Origin of the sequence: Streptomyces peucetius, assembly GCF_025854275.1 — a bacterium.
Classification (GTDB): domain Bacteria; phylum Actinomycetota; class Actinomycetes; order Streptomycetales; family Streptomycetaceae; genus Streptomyces; species Streptomyces peucetius_A.
This window is the reverse complement of the sequence record NZ_CP107567.1, coordinates 2600927-2618361: the sequence shown is the minus strand read 5'-3', so window position 1 is coordinate 2618361 and position 17435 is coordinate 2600927. Positions and strand designations below refer to the sequence as shown.

The 17435-nt window shown below is 70.5% G+C and carries 15 protein-coding genes and 2 tRNA genes; 10 read left to right on the top strand and 7 right to left on the bottom strand.

Going from position 1 to position 17435, the window contains the following annotated elements:
• Positions 1-31 precede the first annotated feature (31 nt).
• On the top strand, positions 32-499 hold the full coding sequence (locus OGH68_RS12010) for an NUDIX hydrolase (RefSeq protein WP_264243375.1): 468 nt from the start codon (positions 32-34) through the stop codon (positions 497-499).
• On the opposite strand, the gene OGH68_RS12005 is transcribed toward OGH68_RS12010, so the two are convergent.
• Together OGH68_RS12005 and pepN are read right to left on the bottom strand one after the other, a co-directional pair.
• Entirely contained in the window at positions 475-1515 is a 1041-nt protein-coding gene (locus OGH68_RS12005) for a hypothetical protein (protein WP_264243373.1), read from the bottom strand. The genes OGH68_RS12010 and OGH68_RS12005 overlap by 25 nt on opposite strands.
• A 426-nt stretch (positions 1516-1941) precedes the next feature.
• The gene (gene pepN / locus OGH68_RS12000; RefSeq protein ID WP_264243372.1) at positions 1942-4503 is read right to left on the bottom strand and encodes an aminopeptidase N; all 2562 of its coding nucleotides are present in this window, start codon (positions 4501-4503) and stop codon (positions 1942-1944) included.
• Between the two features lie 116 nt (positions 4504-4619).
• On the opposite strand from pepN, the gene OGH68_RS11995 reads away from it, so the two are divergent.
• Positions 4620-5258, top strand: coding sequence for a DsbA family protein (locus OGH68_RS11995; RefSeq protein ID WP_264243371.1), 639 nt, complete (start codon positions 4620-4622; stop codon positions 5256-5258).
• A gap of 123 nt (positions 5259-5381) precedes the next feature.
• Here OGH68_RS11995 and OGH68_RS11990 read toward each other — a convergent pair whose 3' ends face one another.
• Both OGH68_RS11990 and OGH68_RS11985 read right to left on the bottom strand, forming a co-directional pair.
• Positions 5382-6017: a superoxide dismutase gene (locus tag OGH68_RS11990; RefSeq protein WP_264243370.1), complete on the bottom strand. Its 636-nt coding sequence runs from the start codon at positions 6015-6017 to the stop codon at positions 5382-5384.
• 201 nt (positions 6018-6218) lie between these two features.
• Complete coding sequence (locus tag OGH68_RS11985) at positions 6219-7634, bottom strand: amino acid permease (protein ID WP_264243369.1); 1416 nt, start codon at positions 7632-7634, stop codon at positions 6219-6221.
• A gap of 471 nt (positions 7635-8105) precedes the next feature.
• Here OGH68_RS11985 and OGH68_RS11980 point away from each other — a divergent pair, with 471 nt between their 5' ends.
• The 3 genes from OGH68_RS11980 to OGH68_RS11970 all read left to right on the top strand — a co-directional run bounded on the left by OGH68_RS11980 (position 8106) and on the right by OGH68_RS11970 (position 10135).
• Positions 8106-8690 (top strand): biotin transporter BioY, encoded by a 585-nt coding sequence (locus OGH68_RS11980; protein ID WP_264243368.1) that lies wholly within the window; start codon positions 8106-8108, stop codon positions 8688-8690.
• Positions 8691-8831: 141 nt separating this feature from the next.
• Complete coding sequence (locus tag OGH68_RS11975) at positions 8832-9320, top strand: ribose-5-phosphate isomerase (protein WP_264243367.1); 489 nt, start codon at positions 8832-8834, stop codon at positions 9318-9320.
• A complete protein-coding gene (locus tag OGH68_RS11970) occupies positions 9320-10135 on the top strand; it encodes an Fpg/Nei family DNA glycosylase (protein WP_264243366.1) in 816 nt (271 codons plus the stop codon). The genes OGH68_RS11975 and OGH68_RS11970 overlap by 1 nt, the downstream gene beginning before the upstream one ends.
• A gap of 202 nt (positions 10136-10337) precedes the next feature.
• On the opposite strand, the gene OGH68_RS11965 is transcribed toward OGH68_RS11970, so the two are convergent.
• On the bottom strand, positions 10338-11567 hold the full coding sequence (locus tag OGH68_RS11965; protein ID WP_264243365.1) for a GNAT family N-acetyltransferase: 1230 nt from the start codon (positions 11565-11567) through the stop codon (positions 10338-10340).
• Between the two features lie 105 nt (positions 11568-11672).
• Here OGH68_RS11965 and OGH68_RS11960 point away from each other — a divergent pair, with 105 nt between their 5' ends.
• Together OGH68_RS11960 and OGH68_RS11955 are read left to right on the top strand one after the other, a co-directional pair.
• Positions 11673-12818, top strand: coding sequence for a PP2C family protein-serine/threonine phosphatase (locus tag OGH68_RS11960; RefSeq protein ID WP_264243364.1), 1146 nt, complete (start codon positions 11673-11675; stop codon positions 12816-12818).
• A 41-nt stretch (positions 12819-12859) separates the two neighbouring features.
• Positions 12860-13315, top strand: a complete 456-nt coding sequence (locus tag OGH68_RS11955; RefSeq protein ID WP_264243363.1) for an HD domain-containing protein — start codon at positions 12860-12862, stop codon at positions 13313-13315.
• A gap of 113 nt (positions 13316-13428) precedes the next feature.
• Here the strand turns inward: OGH68_RS11955 and OGH68_RS11950 are convergent, their stop codons facing one another.
• Positions 13429-14592: an acyltransferase family protein gene (locus OGH68_RS11950; protein WP_264243362.1), complete on the bottom strand. Its 1164-nt coding sequence runs from the start codon at positions 14590-14592 to the stop codon at positions 13429-13431.
• A 423-nt stretch (positions 14593-15015) separates the two neighbouring features.
• On the opposite strand from OGH68_RS11950, the gene OGH68_RS11945 reads away from it, so the two are divergent.
• On the top strand, positions 15016-15210 hold the full coding sequence (locus OGH68_RS11945; RefSeq protein ID WP_264243361.1) for a hypothetical protein: 195 nt from the start codon (positions 15016-15018) through the stop codon (positions 15208-15210).
• A 162-nt stretch (positions 15211-15372) separates the two neighbouring features.
• On the opposite strand, the gene OGH68_RS11940 is transcribed toward OGH68_RS11945, so the two are convergent.
• Positions 15373-15446 (bottom strand) — tRNA-Gly (locus tag OGH68_RS11940).
• A 140-nt stretch (positions 15447-15586) separates the two neighbouring features.
• Between OGH68_RS11940 and OGH68_RS11935 the strand changes: the two genes are divergently transcribed.
• Together OGH68_RS11935 and tig are read left to right on the top strand one after the other, a co-directional pair.
• Positions 15587-15663 (top strand) — tRNA-Pro (locus OGH68_RS11935).
• A 149-nt stretch (positions 15664-15812) separates the two neighbouring features.
• Complete coding sequence (gene tig / locus OGH68_RS11930) at positions 15813-17201, top strand: trigger factor (RefSeq protein WP_264243360.1); 1389 nt, start codon at positions 15813-15815, stop codon at positions 17199-17201.
• Positions 17202-17435: the final 234 nt, after the last annotated feature.

The window sequence follows — 17435 nt, the reverse complement described above, 5'->3', positions numbered from 1 at the left end:
CGGTTGCCGGGCGCGCCGGTAATCTCAGCGGATGAACAAGGAGTTGAGGGTGGCGGCGTACGCCGTGTGCGTACGGGACGAACAGATCCTCCTGGCCCGCTGGGTCGCGCGCGACGGAACGAGGAAGTGGACGCTGCCCGGCGGCGGCATGGACCACGGCGAGGACCCTCTCGACACCGTCGTGCGGGAGGTCACGGAGGAGACCGGATACCGCTCCGAGATGACGGCCCTGCTCGGCCTCGACTCGGTACGCCGCCGCTACCCGCGCAGACTCGGCGCGTTCGCCGACTTCCAGGGCCTGCGGATCGTGTACGAGGGCCGGATCACCGGCGGCGAACTGCGCAACGAGGTCGACGGATCGACAGACCTGGCCGCCTGGCATCCCCTGACGGCGGTGCCGGGCCTCGAACGCGTGGAACTCGTCGACGTCGGCCTGGAGCTGTGGCACTCCAGACCCGCACTCGGCCGGGCCGCTCAGCGGGGCAGCACGACCACATAGGCGGGGGGCTCGCGGTCCGCGGCGGCCATCAGCGCCGTACGCACCACGGTCGCCTGCTGCTCAGGAGAGTCGCGCAGCTTGCGCGGCGTCAGATGCACGACGGTGATGCCGAGGCGCTCCAAGTGCTCCCGCTTGCGGGCGCAGCGCGACCACTCCGCGTCCTCGTCCCCCTCGTCCCGGTGGGGCCCGCCGCGCCCGAGGGCGGAGTGCCGGGGGAGAGTGTCCAGTTCCACGGCGACGGCCTGCTCGGGCCAGTACGCGTCGACCCCGCCGAGATGCGGTCCACCGGGGAGGCGGAGGTCCACGTTCCACAGGGGATCGGGCAGGTCGCCGTCGCGCACGAGCCGGTACAGCCGCCCCTCGGCCAGCGCACGGCGCTCCGCGAGCAGGTCGTCGACGGCACTGACGACGTGCGGCCGGTCCAGCAGCCGGGCGTCGTTCAACTCCCTGACCAGCGCGCCGGGGTCGCAGTGCCCGCCACGAAGGGCCTCGGCCAGCAGCCGGCCGATCAGCTGTGCGTCGTCGTACCGGGCGACGGTGTCGGCGACCGCGCGGGCCGCGGGAGCGACCGGCAGGCCGGTGATCTCCTCTGCCGGCGGCAAGGTGTGCCCCCGCACCAGCCGGGCCCAGCCCGTCGACCGCAGCCGCCGCGTCCGCGGCACCAGCACGTCGATCACCTCGAGCGCGGTCAGCGACGGCGCGACGGAGAACCCGTGCAGAGCGAGTGCGGCGAGCCCGGTGACCATGGCCTCGCCGTACGGCGCCGAATCCTGCCGCTGGGCCGGCAGAACGGGCCGGCCGGCGTACAGCAGTACGGCGTGCAGCCGCTCGATGCCGGTGGGTGGCCCCGGATGCAGCAGATACACCCCCGGCAGCAGCATCTGCCACGCCCCACCGGGGCGGCACTGCTCCGCGACCCGCGACGGTGGAACGCCGTGCGTCCGCAACTGCGTGCCGGACATGACGCGGAGGGCGGTGGAGGGGAGGGGAGAGAGGGAAACGTCGGGCTGGCTCATGCCGATGAGATGCCCGCGTCGCCGGACCGGCCTAACCGCTGTTACAAGTTCGTCGACATTTCGGGACGACCCTGCCCTAAAGTACGCCCGTTCGACTGCCGACCACCCACACCCCCGCTGCGCCGCAGCCTCCGCCCCCACACCCCCGCGCCTCCCCCTGCGGGGCTGGAACTTGCCGGTCTTGTCGGGGCTCCGCCCCGAGCCCGGCGCCTCAAACGCCGGCGGGGCTGGCCACGCCGCCGGTGCTGGATTGCCGCGAAGCGGCAATTCCAGCCCGGCCGGCGATTGAGGCCACCGCGCGAAGCGCGGTACCGGGGTCCGGGGCGGAGCCCCGAACACCGCCCGGAGGGCGGACCGGGGTCCGGGGCGGAGCCCCCGGTTTCGGGAAGGGGCGGGGAGGGGACAAGCCCCGCGGCCCCGCCCGCCTCAGCTCGCGTCCCGCTCCTGCACCTTCAGCGCCCGCGCCAAGTCGTCCCGCGCCTCCGACACCAGCCGCCGCAGCGCCGGCGCCGCCGCCGTATGCGCGGCGAGCCACTCGTCCGTCGCGGCGAGCGTCGCGGGGGAGTCCTGCAGCGCCGGGTACAGGCCCCGCACCACGTCCATCCCGATCTGGATCGACCGCTCCGCCCACACCCGCTCGATCGCCTCGAAGTACTTCGAGGCGTACGGCGCGACGAGCGCCCGCTGCGACGGCTGGACGAAGCCCGAGATCGTCGCCTCGACGAGCGCGTTGGACAGGGTGTCGGACTCGACGACCGCCGCCCACGCCTGGTCCTTGACCGCCGCCGACGGCCGGGACGCCAGGCAGCGCACCTCGTGCCGCTTGCCCGACGCAGTGTCGTCGCGCGCCAGTTCCGCGGCGATCGCGGACTCGTCGGCGGCGCCGTGCGCGGCCAGCGGCTCCAGGAACGACCAGCGCAGCTCCTGGTCGACGTCCAGTCCGTCGATCTTCGCGGTGCCGTCCAGCAGACCGCCCAGCAGTTGCAGGTCCTCGTCGGACGCGGCGACCGACGCGAAGAACCGCGCCCAGGTCAGCTGGTGCTGGCTGCCCGGCTCCGCGGCCCGCAGCTCCCGCAGCGCGCCCTCCGCGGTCAGCCGGCCGCCCTCCTCGCGCCAGCCCGGTGCCACGTAGTGGACGAGGGCCGACCGGGTCCACGCGTGCAGCATCTGCAGCACACCGATGTCGGTCTCGCGGCCGGCGAACCTCAGCACCAGGCCCACGAAGTCCCGGGCCGGCATCAGCGCGTCGCGCGTCAGGTTCCACAGCGCCGACCAGCACAGCGCCCGCGCCAGCGGGTCGGTGATGTCGCCGAGGGACGCCCGCAGCGTCTCCAGCGACCCTTCGTCGAAGCGGACCTTGCAGTAGGTCAGGTCCTCGTCGTTGACGAGCACCAGGCCCGGTGCTTCCTGGCCCGCGAGTTCGGGGACGAGGGTCCGCGCCCCGGCGACGTCCACGCCGGCCTGCGCGTACCGCACCAGTTCCCCGCCCTCGACCCGGTACAGGCCGACCGCCACCCGGTGCGGCCGCAGCGTCTCGCCGTCCTGGGCGATCGCCAGCTCCGTGATCCGGCCGTCCTCGCCGCGGACGAGCTCGGGGGTCAGCGAGTTGACGCCGGACGTCTCCAGCCAGGACCGCGACCACGTCTTCATGTCGCGGCCGGAGGTCTCCTCCAGCACGGAGAGCAGGTCGCCGAGCCGGGTGTTCCCGTACGCGTGACGTTTGAAGTAGCGCCGCGCGCCTTCGAGGAACGCGTCCCGCCCGACGTAGGCCACGAGCTGCTTGAGCACGGACGCGCCCTTGGCGTACGTGATGCCGTCGAAGTTGAGCTTGGCGTCCTCGAGGTCACGGATGTCGGCCGTGATCGGGTGGGTCGACGGCAGCTGGTCGGCCCGGTAGGCCCACGCCTTGCGGTTGTTGGCGAAGGTGACCCAGCCGTTGGTGAAGCGGGTCGCCTCGACCATCGAGAACGAGCCCATGAAGTCCGCGAAGGACTCCTTGAGCCACAGGTCGTCCCACCACTGCATGGTGACCAGGTCGCCGAACCACATGTGCGCCATCTCGTGCAGGATGACGTTGGCCCGGCGCTCGTACGACGCCTGTGTCACCTTGCCGCGGAAGACGAACTCCTCGCGGAAGGTGACACAGCCCGGGTTCTCCATGGCGCCGATGTTGTACTCGGGCACGAACGCCTGGTCGTACTTCCCGAAGGGGTACGGGTAGTCGAAGTGCTCGTGGAAGAAGTCGAGGCCCTGCTTGGTGACGAGGAAGATGTCGTCGGCGTCGAAGTGCCGGGCGAGCCCCTTGCGGCACATCGCGCCCAGCGGGATCCGCAGCACCGTGCCGTCGGGCAGCTCGCGCTCGTACACATCGGTCTCGTAGTGGTACGGCCCGGCGACGATCGCGGTGATGTACGTCGAGATCGGCGCGGTCTCGGCGAACCGCCACGTGCCGTCCTCTGCGCGCGCACCCTCGCGATTGCTCCACACCGTCCAGCCCTCGGGGGCCGTCACCTCGAAGCGGAACGGAGCCTTGAGGTCCGGCTGCTCGAAGTTGGCGAAGACCCGGCGCGCGTCGGCCGGCTCGTACTGGGTGTAGAGGTAGACCTCGCCGTCCTCGGGGTCGACGAAGCGGTGCAGGCCCTCGCCGGTGCGGCTGTAGGCGCACTGGGCGTCGACGACCAGTACGTTCTCCGCGGCCAGGCCGTCGAGTGTGATCCGCGAGCCGTCGAAGACGGCGGCGGGGTCCAGGTCCTCTCCATTGAGGGTGACGGCCGTAACGGCGGGGGCCACCAGGTCCACGAACGTCGAGGCGCCCGGCTCCCCGGCGCGGAAACGGATCGTGGTCACCGACCGGTACGTGCGCGGCCCGGCGGAGTTCTCGGGCTCCCCGACCGCGGAACGCACGTCGAGGGCCACCTCGTACCCGTCGACGGACAGCAGTCCGGCCCGGGACCGGGCCTCGTCGCGGGACAGATTCTCACCGGGCACAAGCACTCCTTCGTGTCTCGTTCGAACAGAAGTGATCCTCCCACGGGAATCCGCGCGGCCCTCGGCGGCGTTGCCCGAGGAGGCGCGCAGGGCGCCGGCCCTTTTCGAGGAGTGATATGTCGCACAACGGCAGGACGCCCGTGGACTTCTGGTTCGACCCGCTGTGCCCGTGGGCCTGGATGACCTCACGCTGGATGCTCGAGGTCGAGAAGGTCCGTGACGTGGAGGTGCGTTGGCATGTGATGAGCCTCGCCGTGCTCAACGAGGACAGGCTCGACGAGCTCCCCGAGGAGTACCGGGACATGCTGGAGAACAAGGCGTGGGGCCCGGTGCGGGTCGTCGTCGCAGCCCAGCAGGAGCACGGCGACGAGGTGGTCGGCAAGCTCTACACCGCCCTCGGCACCCGCTTCCACAACGAGGGCCGGGGTCCCGTGCGGGAGGCCGTCGTCGCGGCGCTCGAGGAGGTCGGTCTGCCGGCCTCCCTCGCCGACTTCGCGGACAAGGACACGTACGACGCCCAGCTTCGCGCCTCCCACAAGGAGGGCATCGAGAAGGTCGGCCAGGACGTCGGCACACCGGTCATCGCGGTCCCGGGGGCCGACGGCGAGCAGATCGCCTTCTTCGGTCCGGTCGTCACCCCCGCGCCCAAGGGCGAGGAGGCGGCCAAGCTCTGGGACGGCACGCTGATGGTCGCCTCGATCCCGGGCTTCTACGAGATCAAGCGGACCCGCACCCAGGGCCCGATCTTCGACTGAACGGTTCCCCGCACGGCGAAAGGCCCCCGCGAGACTCCTGTCGTCGCGGGGGCCTTTCGTTCTGCCGCCTGCCCGGTGAAGGCTGAGAAGACGATCACGAGCAGGACGTCCGGGGCTGCCGGGTCAGGGGGCGATCAGGGGCGTGCGGTCCTTCGCGCCGGCGTAGCGCTTCGCCACGTCCTGCCAGTTCACGACCTGCCACATGGCCTCGATGAAGTCGGCCTTCTGGTTCTTGTACTGCAGATAGAAGGCGTGCTCCCAGGCGTCGAAGACCAGGATCGGCACGGTGCCCTGGCCGACATTGCCCTGGTGGTCGTAGACCTGCTCGACGATCAGCCGGCCGCTGACCGGCTCGTACGCCAGCACGCCCCAGCCCGAGCCCTGGGTGGTCGCGGACGCCTTGGACAGCTGGGACTTGAATTTGGCGAAGGAGCCGAACGATTCCGCGATGGCGTCGGCCAGCTCGCCGACACCGTCCTTCTCCAGCGGCTCACCGCCGCCGTCGCCCGTCATATTGTGCCAGTAGATGCTGTGGAGGATGTGCCCCGAGAGGTGGAACGCGAGGTTCTTCTCCAGGCCGTTGATCGCTGCCCAGGCCTCCTTGTCGCGGGCCTCCTCCAGCTGCTCGAGCGTGTCGTTGGCGCCCTTCACGTACGCGGCGTGGTGCTTGTCGTGGTGCAGCTCGACGATCTGCGGGTGGATGACGGGCTCGAGGGCCGCGTAGTCGTACGGAAGTTCAGGAAGCGTGTAGATGGCCATGGTCCGATGGTCCCTCCGACTGCCAACGACTTATTGCACATTCTATGCAACTACATGCTACCAGCAAGAGAGTGGGAAGTTGATCAGGTCCGGGTCACGGCCGATGTCCGGTCCGCGAGGTGGCGACGGCGGTCGCACCCCATGACAGAGGGACCCCCGGCCCTCCCGGCCGGGGGTCCCTCTGGCGTCGTACGGTGCAGGTCAGTCGATGGGGGCGCGGGAGCCGCGCACCCGCTGGATCACATAGCCGACCGCCGCCAGGATCACCGTCAGCCCGCCCGTCCACAGCAGCTGGACCCGGGTGCCCTCCTCACGGGCCATCAGCACGAACACGGCCGCCATGCCCACCAGTGACATCCAGGTCAGGGCCGGGAACAGCCACATCTTCACGACCAGCTTCTCGGGGGCCTCACGCTCGGTGCGGCGTCGCAGGATCAACTGGGAGACGGCGATGAAGAACCAGACGACCAGGATGATCGCGCCGATCGTGTTCAGCAGCCACATGAAGACGTCGTTCGGCCGCCAGTAGGACAGCAGCACGCACAGGAAGCCGAAGGCCGAGGAGACGGTGACGGCGACGCGCGGCACGCCGCCGAAGATCCGGCCCAGCACCTTCGGGCCCTGCTCGCGGGCGACCAGCGAGCAGGCCATCCGGGACGCGCCGTAGATGTTGGCGTTCATCGCCGACAGCAGGGCGACCAGCACGACGACGTTCATGATCTGGCCCGCGGCGGGGATGCCCAGGTGGTCCAGGGTCGCGACGTACGGGCCCTTGTCCACGACCGCCTCGTCGTGCCACGGCACCAGCGTGACGATGACTGCCATGGAACCGATGTAGAACACGGCGATCCGCCACATCGCGGTGCGCACGGCCTTCGCGACGCCCTGCACCGGGTGCTCGGACTCGGCGGCGGCGATGGTGACCGTCTCCAGGCCGCCGTAGGCGAAGACGGAGGCGAGCAGGCCCACGATCAGACCTTCGGTGCCGTTGGGCATGAAGCCGCCGTCGCCGGTGAGATTGGCGGTGCCCGGGGCCTGGGCATCCGGCAGGACGCCGACGATGGCGAGCACACCGATGCCGAGGAAGAGCACGATCGCGCCGACCTTGAGTGCGGCGAACCAGAACTCGAACTCGCCGAAGTTCTTCACCGCCGCCAGGTTGGTGCCGCAGAACACCACCATGAACAGCGCCACCCAGGCCCATTCGGGCGTGCCCGGGAACCAGTCCGTCATGATGCCGGCGGCGCCGATCGCCTCCAGGCCGACGGCCACGCACAGCAGGAACCAGAACGCCCAGCCGGCGGTGAATCCCGCCCACGGTCCGATCGCGCGCTCGGCGTGCACCGAGAAGGAGCCGGAGGCGGGGTTCGCGGCCGACATCTCGCCCAGCATGCGCATCACCAGCATGACGAGCAGACCGGAGAGCGAATAGGCCACGACGATCGACGGTCCGGCCGCGGCGATTCCGGCCCCGGAACCGACGAAGAGCCCCGCGCCGATGACACCGCCGAGGGCGATCATCGACAGATGGCGTTGTTTGAGGCCGTGCGTGAGCGCGACGTCCGCCGTGGCGTCGGCCTTCTGGTCGACCTGCGCGGGCGCGGTGGTCCGAGACATGGGCGTGCCCTGTTCATAGCTGAGACGGGGGAGCGGCCCAGTCTGGTCATGAGCACCGCTCACAAGGAACTGATGTCCGCTATACGGGCACGATGCTCACACATGGTCAAGGTCCGCGCACAGGAACTCCACGTTCCGGTGACGCAGGTCACGCACCTCTCCCGCGACCGCAACCGGCCGGACACCTGCGGTCGCGCCGCCCGGCCGCAGGCCGTGCGTTGCTCTTGGCTCACTCGGTGCGAGTTATGGAGTCCCTACAGTCTTGCCGAGTCCGCGCCACCTGCGCAAAACGCCCCCCGTGCCTCCGGACCTCAGTGACGAGCGTCACGTCATCACATGCATGGCCGAGCTTCTTTGTGTGAACCCCACCAAGCGGTCAACCACGGCTTTGTGGGCGGCTGCTCGTGATCGAGCGATTCCTGTGGGCTACGGTCGGCCTGTCCCGAACTGCCCTCACCACGCGGAGTCCCGATGAGCACTGCTGCCGCCCCCGTCCGACCGGGGCTCGTCCTCGCCGACCTGCTGCCCGCTTCCCGCGTACGGGACATCACCCTGGTCGTCGGCGGCGCCGCCCTCACGGGCATCGCGGCACAGATCGCCGTCCCGGTCCCGGGCTCCCCGGTGCCCGTCTCCGGCCAGACGTTCGCAGCCCTCCTCGTGGGCACCGCGCTCGGCGCCCGCCGGGGCATGCTGTCCCTCGTCCTCTACGCGGTTGCCGGCATGGCCGGGATGCCGTGGTTCGCCCAGGGCGCCTCCGGCTATGCGATGCCGTCCTTCGGCTACATCCTCGGGATGCTGCTCGCCGCGACCGTCGTCGGCCACCTCGCCCGCCGCGGCGGCGACCGTTCGGTGCTGCGCATGGCGGGCACGATGGCGGCCGGCTCCGCGATCATCTACGCGGTCGGCGTGCCCTACCTGGCGCTGGCCACCGGCATGTCCCTCGGCCAGGCGGTCGCAGCGGGCCTGGTGCCGTTCCTGATCGGTGACGCGCTGAAGGCCGCCCTGGCGATGGGCGCGCTGCCCACCGCCTGGAAGCTCCTCGGCCGCCGCGGCTGACACCCGGCTCCCATCGTGGAAGAGGCTCGCCGGGACAGCCGCGTCACCGGCACCGGGCCGACGCTCATGGCCGTCACCCCTGCGGCGGTTTCACGCGGCCCCGCGCCGGACCGTCCCCGTCCCGCATGCCACACTCGGACCATGCGCGTGTACCTCGGCTCCGACCATGCCGGCTTCGAACTCAAGAACCACCTCGTCGAGTGGCTCAAGGCCCATGGCCACGAGCCCGTGGACTGCGGTCCCCACATCTACGACGCCCAGGACGACTACCCGCCGTTCTGCCTGCGTGCCGCCGAGCGGACGGCCGCGGACGAGAGCAGCCTCGGCATCGTGATCGGCGGCTCCGGCAACGGCGAGCAGATCGCCGCCAACAAGGTCAAGGGCGTACGGGCGGCGCTCGCCTGGAGCGAGCAGACCGCGGCCCTCGGCCGCGAGCACAACAACGCCAACGTCGTGGCGATCGGCGGCCGGATGCACTCCCTGGAGGAGTCGACGAAGTTCGTCGAGATCTTCCTGAACACGCCGTACTCCGGTGAAGAGCGTCACACCCGCCGCATCGACATGCTCTCCGCGTACGAGACCACCGGCGAGCTCCCCCCGATCCCCGCGCACCACCCGCAGCAGGGCTGATGCCCGAGGGGCACACGATCCACCGACTGGCCGCCGACCACTTCGAGAGGTTCGGCGGCCGGTCCGTGCGTGCGACGAGCCCGCAGGGAAAGTTCTCCGACAGCGCGGCGCTGATCGACGGCCAGGTGCTCGAGCACGCCGAAGCGCACGGCAAGCACCTCTTCCTCGGGTTCGGGCCGCTCGGCTGGGTCCACATCCACCTCGGCCTGTTCGGCAAGGTCGACTTCGGTGACGCGCCGGCGCCGCCGCCCACCGACACGGTGCGGCTGCGCCTGGCCGACGCGTCGTCCTACGTCGACCTGCGCGGCCCCACGGCCTGCGCGCTGCTCACCGACGCCGAGAAGCAGGCGATACACGACCGGCTCGGCCCCGACCCGCTCAGACCGTCCGACGACCCGGACCGGGCCTGGGCGAGGATCTCCCGTTCCCGCACGACGATCGCCGCGCTGCTGATGGACCAGAAGATCATCGCGGGCGTCGGCAACGTCTACCGCGCCGAGGTCCTCTTCCGGCACGGCATCGACCCGTACCGGACCGGCCGGGACCTCACGCGGCGCCAATGGGACGCGATCTGGGACGACTTGGCCGGTCTGATGCGCGAGGGCGTGCGCAACAACCGCATCGACACCGTCCGCCCGGAGCACATGCCGGAGGCGATGGGCCGCCCGCCGCGCGTCGACGACCACGGCGGCGAGGTCTACGTCTACCGCCGGGCGAACCTGCCCTGCCACGTCTGCGACGCCGAGATCCGCACGGTGGCGCTTGCCGCGCGCAACCTCTTCTGGTGCCCGACCTGCCAGCCCTCCACCGCCTGACACTTGCCCTCTTGTCGGGGCTGGAGGTGCCGTCGGGGCCGGTGTGCCGCGCAGCGGCATATCCAGCCCGGCCGGCGATTGAGGCCACCGCGCGGAGCGCGGTACGGGGCCCGGGGCGGAGCCCCGGTTTCGGGAAGGGGCGGGTGTGGGAACGGCCCGCCGCAGGCGCCACGCACCCGCAGCCCCCCAACCACCCCCTCCGCTAGAACCCGTGCGGCAACCACGGCGCCACATCCGACGCGAACGCGACCGACGCCTCCCCCAGCGCCCCCGTTCGCAACTCCCGTATCCGCCCCGCCCCGGCGAGGGACGACAGCGACACGCCTCCCAGGTACGCCGCCCCCAACTCCCGTACCGTCAGTTCCAGTTCCGCCGCGTCGCGCGTCCGTACGCACGTCGCGCCCTTCGCGTCCCCGGTCAGGCGCCAGCGCCCCGTGTTCCAGGGGCAGAACGCGTCGTCGACGTCGAACACCACGTCCACCGGCGCCGCGTACCGCCGGGCCTCCAGCGCCGCACCCACGTCGACCAGCCGTACGTGCAGCGAGTCCCGTACCCGCACCTCGCAACGGCGGATGTCGCTGACGAGGTGCAGCAGCGGGTCGTCGACCGGACGGTTGCGGGACCGTACGGCAGACGTCAGGTCGATCTCGCACAGGAACCGCCACAGCACCGCGTACGCCACCGGGTCCAGCGCGTCGACGTGGCGTACCGAGATCGAGCCTTCGGGACCGGCCGCGGTCCAGTCGGGTTTGTTGTGGAAGCGGGCGTAGCCCACGACCTGCCCGTCCCGTTCGGCGAGCACGCACTGCATGGGGGACCCGCCCTGTCGCTCGCTCGGAGGGTCGAGCAGCGGCAGCCGCTCCCAGCCCGGCCGGCGCGCGAGCATCCCCGGCCGCGCCCCGATCGTGCGCCGGTACACCTCCTCGCACGCCTCTGCGCCTTCGGCGACCGGCACGAACCGCAGCCGGACGTTCTCGCCGCCCGGCGGCACGGCGATGCGCACCCGCGAGGAGTCGATCGCGACGGACAACTGGTGGGTGGCGATGCCGTAGCCGAACCGGCCGTAGATCTCGGGCTCGGAGGCCGTCAGCACGGCGAGCGGCTCGCCCCAGGATCGGACGTCGTCGAGCTGACGGCGCATCATCGATGTCAGGATTCCGCGCCGCCGGTGGGTGGCCGCGACGCTGACCATGGTCACTCCGGCCGCCGGTACGAACGTGCCGCCCGGCGCGGACACGGAGAAGGTGAACGCCCCCGCGGTGCCGACGCAGTCGTCGCCGTCCCAGACGCCGATCGAGCGCTCGGTCTCCGTCAGCGCCGCCCACAGCTCGCGCTCCGGGCCGGTCTCCGCGACACCACCGAAGGCGCGTTCCAGACTTCCGTACCACCGGTCCCATTCGGACTGCCGCAGCACCCTCAGATCTGTCGTCATATGCCATCCCTACCAGCCGCTCACGGCCCCTAGCGAGCCGTTTTCGAACACAATGTCGTGGGGTCCCCCTGCACGCCGAGGCGGCGGGTGGATAGGGTCCCGGCAATGGCCCACGGCTCTGCAGCAGACTCGTTCACGGCCCGGACGCGCAAAGCCGTGCACCGGGCCCGCACGACGCTGCGCCGATCCGCCGTCGACTACTTTCGCGGCGACGGATCCGACCGGCTCGCCCTGGCCGGGCTGCTGCTGACCGTCCCCGCGATCACCCTGGGGACGACCGCGGCGCCGGTGTGGTGCTCACCGGTGGCGCTGGTCCTGCCGATCGTGGCGGGCGGGCTGCTGTTGCGGCCGGCGAGCCTGCTCGGTCTCTACGCGGCCGCCGCGGCTGCCCTGATCGTCGAGTCCATCGTCCTCGGCCCGTATCTGGAGGGCCCTGCCAGAGTCACCCCCGGCACGGTCCTCGTCGTCGCGGCGTGCGGTCTCTTCGGTCTGCTCATCGCCCAGTTCAGGGCGAGGGTCGGCGTGCCCTGGCGGCGCGGCGGCACCATGCTCTTCGACCTGCGTGAACGCATCCGGGTGCAGAGCGCCCTGCCCCGGCTGCCGCAGGGCTGGCACCAGGAGATGGCGCTCCGCCCGGCCGGCGGCCAGTCCTTCTCCGGCGACTTCACGGTCGCCGCCCGTACCAACGGCGGGCGCACCCTGGAGGTCGTCCTCACGGACGTCTCCGGCAAGGGGATGGACGCGGCGTCGCGGGCACTGCTGCTGTCCGGGGCGTTCGGCGGGCTGCTGGGCTCGCTGCCGCCGCACGGCTTCCTGCCCGCGGCCAACGGCTATCTGCTGCGGCAGGACTGGGACGAGGGCTTCGCCACGTCCATCCATCTCGTGCTCGACCTCGACTCGGGCGACTACGAGCTGTTCTCCGCAGGGCATCTGCCCGCACTCCAGCTTCACGCGGGCAGCGGGCGCTGGGAGGAGAAGGGCGCGGAGGGCCCGCTCCTCGGCGTCTACGACCAGGCACAGTTCGACCCGGTCAAGGGCTCCCTGCGCCCCGGCGACGTGCTGATGCTCTTCACCGACGGCCTGGTCGAGGCGTCCGGCCGTGACATCAGCGAGGGCATCGACCGGCTCTCCGGCGAGGCCGACCGTTATGTGGCCTCGGGGTTCGAGGGCGCGGCCTGGCATCTGATCGAGGCGGTCGCCAAGGACGTCAACGACGACCGCGCGCTGCTGCTGCTGTGCCGCCAGGTGTGAGACAGCCGCGACCGAGCGCGCAGGACGCGTAGAGTCGTCCCATGCCGGAGCAGATGCTGACCCTGGCCGAGGTCGAGGCGATCGCCCGCGAGGCGCACGCGGCGCAGCGGGACAAGGCGGGCCGCCCGTACGCGGAGCACATCGCGGCCGTCGCCGAGGGCGTGCGCGCCCGGGGCGGGAGCGACGAGCAGATCGCCGCGGGCTGGCTGCACGACACGGTCGAGGACGGTGTGCTCAGCCGTGCGTGGCTCGAAGGCGCCGCACTGCCGCAGTCCGTGAAGGACATGGTCCTCGCCCTCACCAAAGGGGAGGACGAGGACCTCGAGGCGTACACGCGGCGCATCCTGGACACGCCCGGCGCGCTGCTGGTCAAGCAGGCCGACCTGGCCCACAACGCCGACCCCGCGCGCCTCGCCCTGCTCGACGGGGCGACGCGCGGCAGGCTGGCCGCCAAGTACGCCAGGACCCGCGAACTGCTGGGCCTGACCGCCGACTAGAGCGGGCTCCTGCGCCCGTAAGACCACCGGCCGGAGCGGACCTGCCGACCCGGCCGCCGGCCGGAGCGGACTCGCCGACCCGACCGTCGGCCGGAGCGGGTCCGGGCGGGTGCTCAGCGGCGCGGGCCCCGTTCGGCGGGGTCCTGGCGGAACGCCCACTTCATATCGGGCTCCGTGACGAACCGCAGGGCACGGCGCACCGGTGGCGTACACATCAGGGTCACCATGCCGGCCGTGGCCAGTGTCAGCACCACCAGGCCCGCCGGACCGCCGAGCCACTCCTGACTCTCGAACAGGCCCGAGTAGTCACCGGCCCTGACGGCGAAGCCGTGCAGCAGGTAGCCGCAGATGGTCCCGGCGCCCAGCATCGTGAACCAGGCCCGGCGGGCCGGCACCAGCGCGAGGAACGCGGCGCTCAGCACCAGCGCGCACGCGAGGAGCACGAGGACCACGACCAGCCCCGACCACCACGGCCAGCCGCGCTCCTGCACGCTGCGGGAGCGGTAGAACCAGCTCAGGTTGACGCGGGGCGCCGCCCAGTACGCGAAGAGCAGCGCCCCGGCGATGACGGGCACGGCGAGCAGCCGTACTTCGCGCCGCCGCAGCATCTGGAAGTGCTCCGGCTTCAGACACAGGCCCAGCACGAAGAACGGCAGGAACTGCAGTACCCGCGCGAGGTTGAAGTCCGCCCCGATGTCCGGGGTGAGCGACGCCAGCACACAGATGGCGAGCGCGATGGACATCGGCCACCGCACGGTCTGCCACAGCGGCGTGGTCAGCCGCCAGACGAACAACGCGGCCAGGAACCAGGTCAGATAGAACGGGTCGAGCAGGCTGATCGGCTTCGACGGATCATCGGCGTACCGGGCGAACAGCGAGTAGGCCACCTCGAAGACGACGTACGGCAGAGCGATGCCGGTGAGCAGTCTTCTCAGCTGATGGGGCTTGCCCCGGTAACTCCGGGAGAAGTATCCGGAGATGATGATGAAGGCCGGCATGTGGAAGGTGTAGATCACCATGTACAGGGCACGCGTTGCCCTGCTGCCCTCCATGACCGGCTCCCAGGCGTGCGCCACCGCCACCAGCACGATGGCCAGATACTTCGCGTTGTCGAAGTAGGCGTCCCGGCCGGTGGCCTTCCCAGCCGCCCGAGCGGCGGACTTCAGGTCACTCGTGGCCGGGGCGACAGCGGTCGCCACCCGGTTCTCGGGGGTGGTCCCGGGCTCCTTGACCTCAGGTCCGGAAGCCCTCTCGTATCCATGCGCAGCGTGGAACATTCAAGGCACCCTAGCCGCACCTATTCGATGCGCAAAAAGCGCTGTACAGCTGGCCCATTCGAATCCAACGCCCTCGCCGAGGAGGAAGTATGACCCGATAGATCCCCCTTGAACAGGGCAAATCGTCCTCGCTCTGCGGCGGCGTGAATTACCTCACGGAACAACTTCGAATTTCTCGTGCGTGAAGTGTGGGGACAGTGAAACGATCACAGGGAATTCCTTCTCGTGTTTCACCCGGTCGGCTCCGCCGGTGTGCCGCCGTCCTCGTGCTCCCGCATCCGGGGTGGCGTGATCTTGTCCACGACGATTCGCCACGGGGCAGCAGGGGCAAGGGGGTTGATGGCACGATGGTGCGGGGCGGGAGTGTGCTGGGCCGCGCGCTCCCGGGCCGGCAAGGCGGACCGACCGAGGGTGTGATCAGTTGTGGCCATTTCACTGTCAGTGGTGCTTCTGTTGGCGATCGTCCTCGTGGTGCTGATCCGCGGCGGCTCCATCAAGGCGGGACCCGCCATCGTGGCGGCCCTCTTCGGCTTCTTCCTCGCCTCGACGGGCATGGCTCCGTCGATCGAGAGATTCATGAACTCGATAGCCGAGACGATCAACCAGATCAGCTTCTGAGGGCGGTCGCGACGCCGGCGACCCGCCCGGCGCCGATCGCCCCGCGGACGACCCGCAGACGCTCCGCGGCGTCGCGACGATCGCGACGATCAGGAGACGGCTCGCGCGCAACGCATCAGGGCCAGGTCGGAGGATGAACCTCCCACCTGGCCCTGAGCCGTGTGGAGCGGGCGACGGGAATCGAACCCGCGTAGCTAGTTTGGAAGACTAGGGCTCTACCATTGAGCTACGCCCGCAAGCTCGCACCGCAGGTCACGTGGGCCGCGGCACGAGAAGCATCGTAGCGGGTCCGGGGCGCTCGACGCACACCCCGTTCGTCACGCCGTAAAAGGCGCGGTGCCCGCCCGCCGGGCATGTACCCTACGGTTCGCACCGACGGGGTGTGGCGCAGCTTGGTAGCGCGTCCGCTTTGGGAGCGGAAGGTCGTCGGTTCGAATCCGGCCACCCCGACCACCAGCAAGATCGCGTTGTGAGGCGCCTCCCGCTTGCCGTTACTATGCAAGCTGCGTGCCCGTGTGTCTGATGTGCCGGGCCCGATCCGCTGAATCGCCGAGTCCGGCGCCAGCAGTACCCAAGATGTCAGCCACCAAGGAGACCGAACCGTGAAGAGCGCCGTGGAGACCCTGAACCCGACCCGGGTTCGGCTCACTGTCGAGGTGCCCTTCGAGGAGCTCAAGGACAGCCTCGACGCGGCGTACAAGAAGATCAACCAGCAGGTCACGGTCAAGGGCTTCCGTAAGGGCAAGATCCCTGCCCGAGTGATCGACCAGCGGTTCGGCCGGGGTGCGGTGCTGGAGGAGGCGGTCAACGACGCGCTTCCCAAGCTCTACACCGAGGCGGTCAACGAGGCCGAGCTGAACCCGCTCGGCCAGCCCGAGGTGGACATCACCGAGCTGAAGGACGGCGAGACGCTGGCCTTCACCGCCGAGGTGGACGTCCGCCCCGAGATCACGATCCCGGACTACTCCGGCATCGAGGTCACGGTCGACGCCGTCGAGGTCACCGACGAGGACGTCGACAAGTCGGTGGAGCAGCTGCGTGAGCGCTTCTCCTCCACCAACCCGGTCGAGCGCGCCGCCGCCGACGGTGACGTCGTCACGATCGACCTCGAGGCCAAGGTCGACGGCGAGGTCCTGCCCGACGGTGTCGCCGAGGGTGTCTCGTACACGATCGGTTCCGGCGAGCTCCTCGACGGCATCGACGAGGCCGTCACCGGCCTGGAGGCCGGCGGCGAGGCCACCTTCACCTCGCAGCTGAAGGGCGGCTCCGCCGAGGGCAAGGACGCCGAGGTCACCGTCAAGGTCACCGCCGTGGCGGCCAAGGAGCTCCCCGAGCTGGACGACGACTTCGCCCAGATGGCGAGCGAGTTCGACACCCTCGAGGAGCTGAAGGCCGACAGCCGCAAGCGCCTCGCGAACATGAAGCAGTACGACCAGGCCACGCAGGCCCAGGAGCGCGTCCTGGAGAAGCTGCTCGAGCTGGTCGACGTCCCCGTCCCCGAGAAGCTGCTCGAGGACGAGGTCAACACGCGCAAGCACAACCTGGTCAACCACCAGCTGGGCCAGATGGGCCTCGACCTCGCCAAGTACCTGGAGATCCAGGGCAAGACCGAGGAAGAGTTCGATGCCGAGACCAAGGAGCAGGCGGTCAAGGGCATCAAGACCCAGTTCGTCCTGGACGAGCTGGTCAACAAGGAGAAGCTGAACGTCAACCAGGAGGAGCTCACCGAGCACCTCATGCGGCGTGCGCAGTCCTCCGGCATGAGCCCGGACCAGTTCGCCCAGGCCGTCGTCGAGGGCGGCCAGGTGCCGATGCTCGTCGGCGAGGTCGCCCGCGGCAAGGCGCTGGCCGTGGTCGTCGAGGCCGCCAAGGTCGTCGACACCAACGGTGAGGCCGTCGACCTCGAGGACGAAGAGGACGAGACCGAGACCGCCGCCGAGACGGTCGAGGCCGCCGTCGAGGGTGACGGCGAGGAGAAGACCGAGGCCTGAGCCTCGCGCTGACCCTGCTACGGGCTCCGGACGCCACCGTGCGCCCGGAGCCCGTACGCGTACTCCCGCCCTCTGCCAGGCCCGTCCCGGGCCCGCCGGCGCGGCCCGTCGGCGTGGGACGCCCCGGCGCGGGGCGGGCCGGGAGGCGGCGTGGACCTTGCGCTCCGAGCGAACAGTTCGGGAAGCGGGATGGCTCTGTCCGACCTGCGCGTTAGGGTCCATGAATACGAGGGC

Coding starts and splice junctions, on each gene's coding strand:
- OGH68_RS12005 (WP_264243373.1), bottom strand. CDS start 1,515: ATGAGCCAGCCCGACGTTTCCCTCTCTCCCCTCCCCTCCACCGCCCTC.
- OGH68_RS11985 (WP_264243369.1), bottom strand. CDS start 7,634: ATGTCTCGGACCACCGCGCCCGCGCAGGTCGACCAGAAGGCCGACGCC.
- OGH68_RS11965 (WP_264243365.1), bottom strand. CDS start 11,567: ATGACGACAGATCTGAGGGTGCTGCGGCAGTCCGAATGGGACCGGTGG.
- OGH68_RS12010 (WP_264243375.1), top strand. CDS start 32: ATGAACAAGGAGTTGAGGGTGGCGGCGTACGCCGTGTGCGTACGGGAC.
- OGH68_RS11975 (WP_264243367.1), top strand. CDS start 8,832: ATGCGCGTGTACCTCGGCTCCGACCATGCCGGCTTCGAACTCAAGAAC.
- OGH68_RS11955 (WP_264243363.1), top strand. CDS start 12,860: ATGCCGGAGCAGATGCTGACCCTGGCCGAGGTCGAGGCGATCGCCCGC.
- OGH68_RS11950 (WP_264243362.1), bottom strand. CDS start 14,592: ATGTTCCACGCTGCGCATGGATACGAGAGGGCTTCCGGACCTGAGGTC.
- OGH68_RS11990 (WP_264243370.1), bottom strand. CDS start 6,017: ATGGCCATCTACACGCTTCCTGAACTTCCGTACGACTACGCGGCCCTC.
- OGH68_RS11995 (WP_264243371.1), top strand. CDS start 4,620: ATGTCGCACAACGGCAGGACGCCCGTGGACTTCTGGTTCGACCCGCTG.
- OGH68_RS11980 (WP_264243368.1), top strand. CDS start 8,106: ATGAGCACTGCTGCCGCCCCCGTCCGACCGGGGCTCGTCCTCGCCGAC.
- OGH68_RS11960 (WP_264243364.1), top strand. CDS start 11,673: ATGGCCCACGGCTCTGCAGCAGACTCGTTCACGGCCCGGACGCGCAAA.
- OGH68_RS11970 (WP_264243366.1), top strand. CDS start 9,320: ATGCCCGAGGGGCACACGATCCACCGACTGGCCGCCGACCACTTCGAG.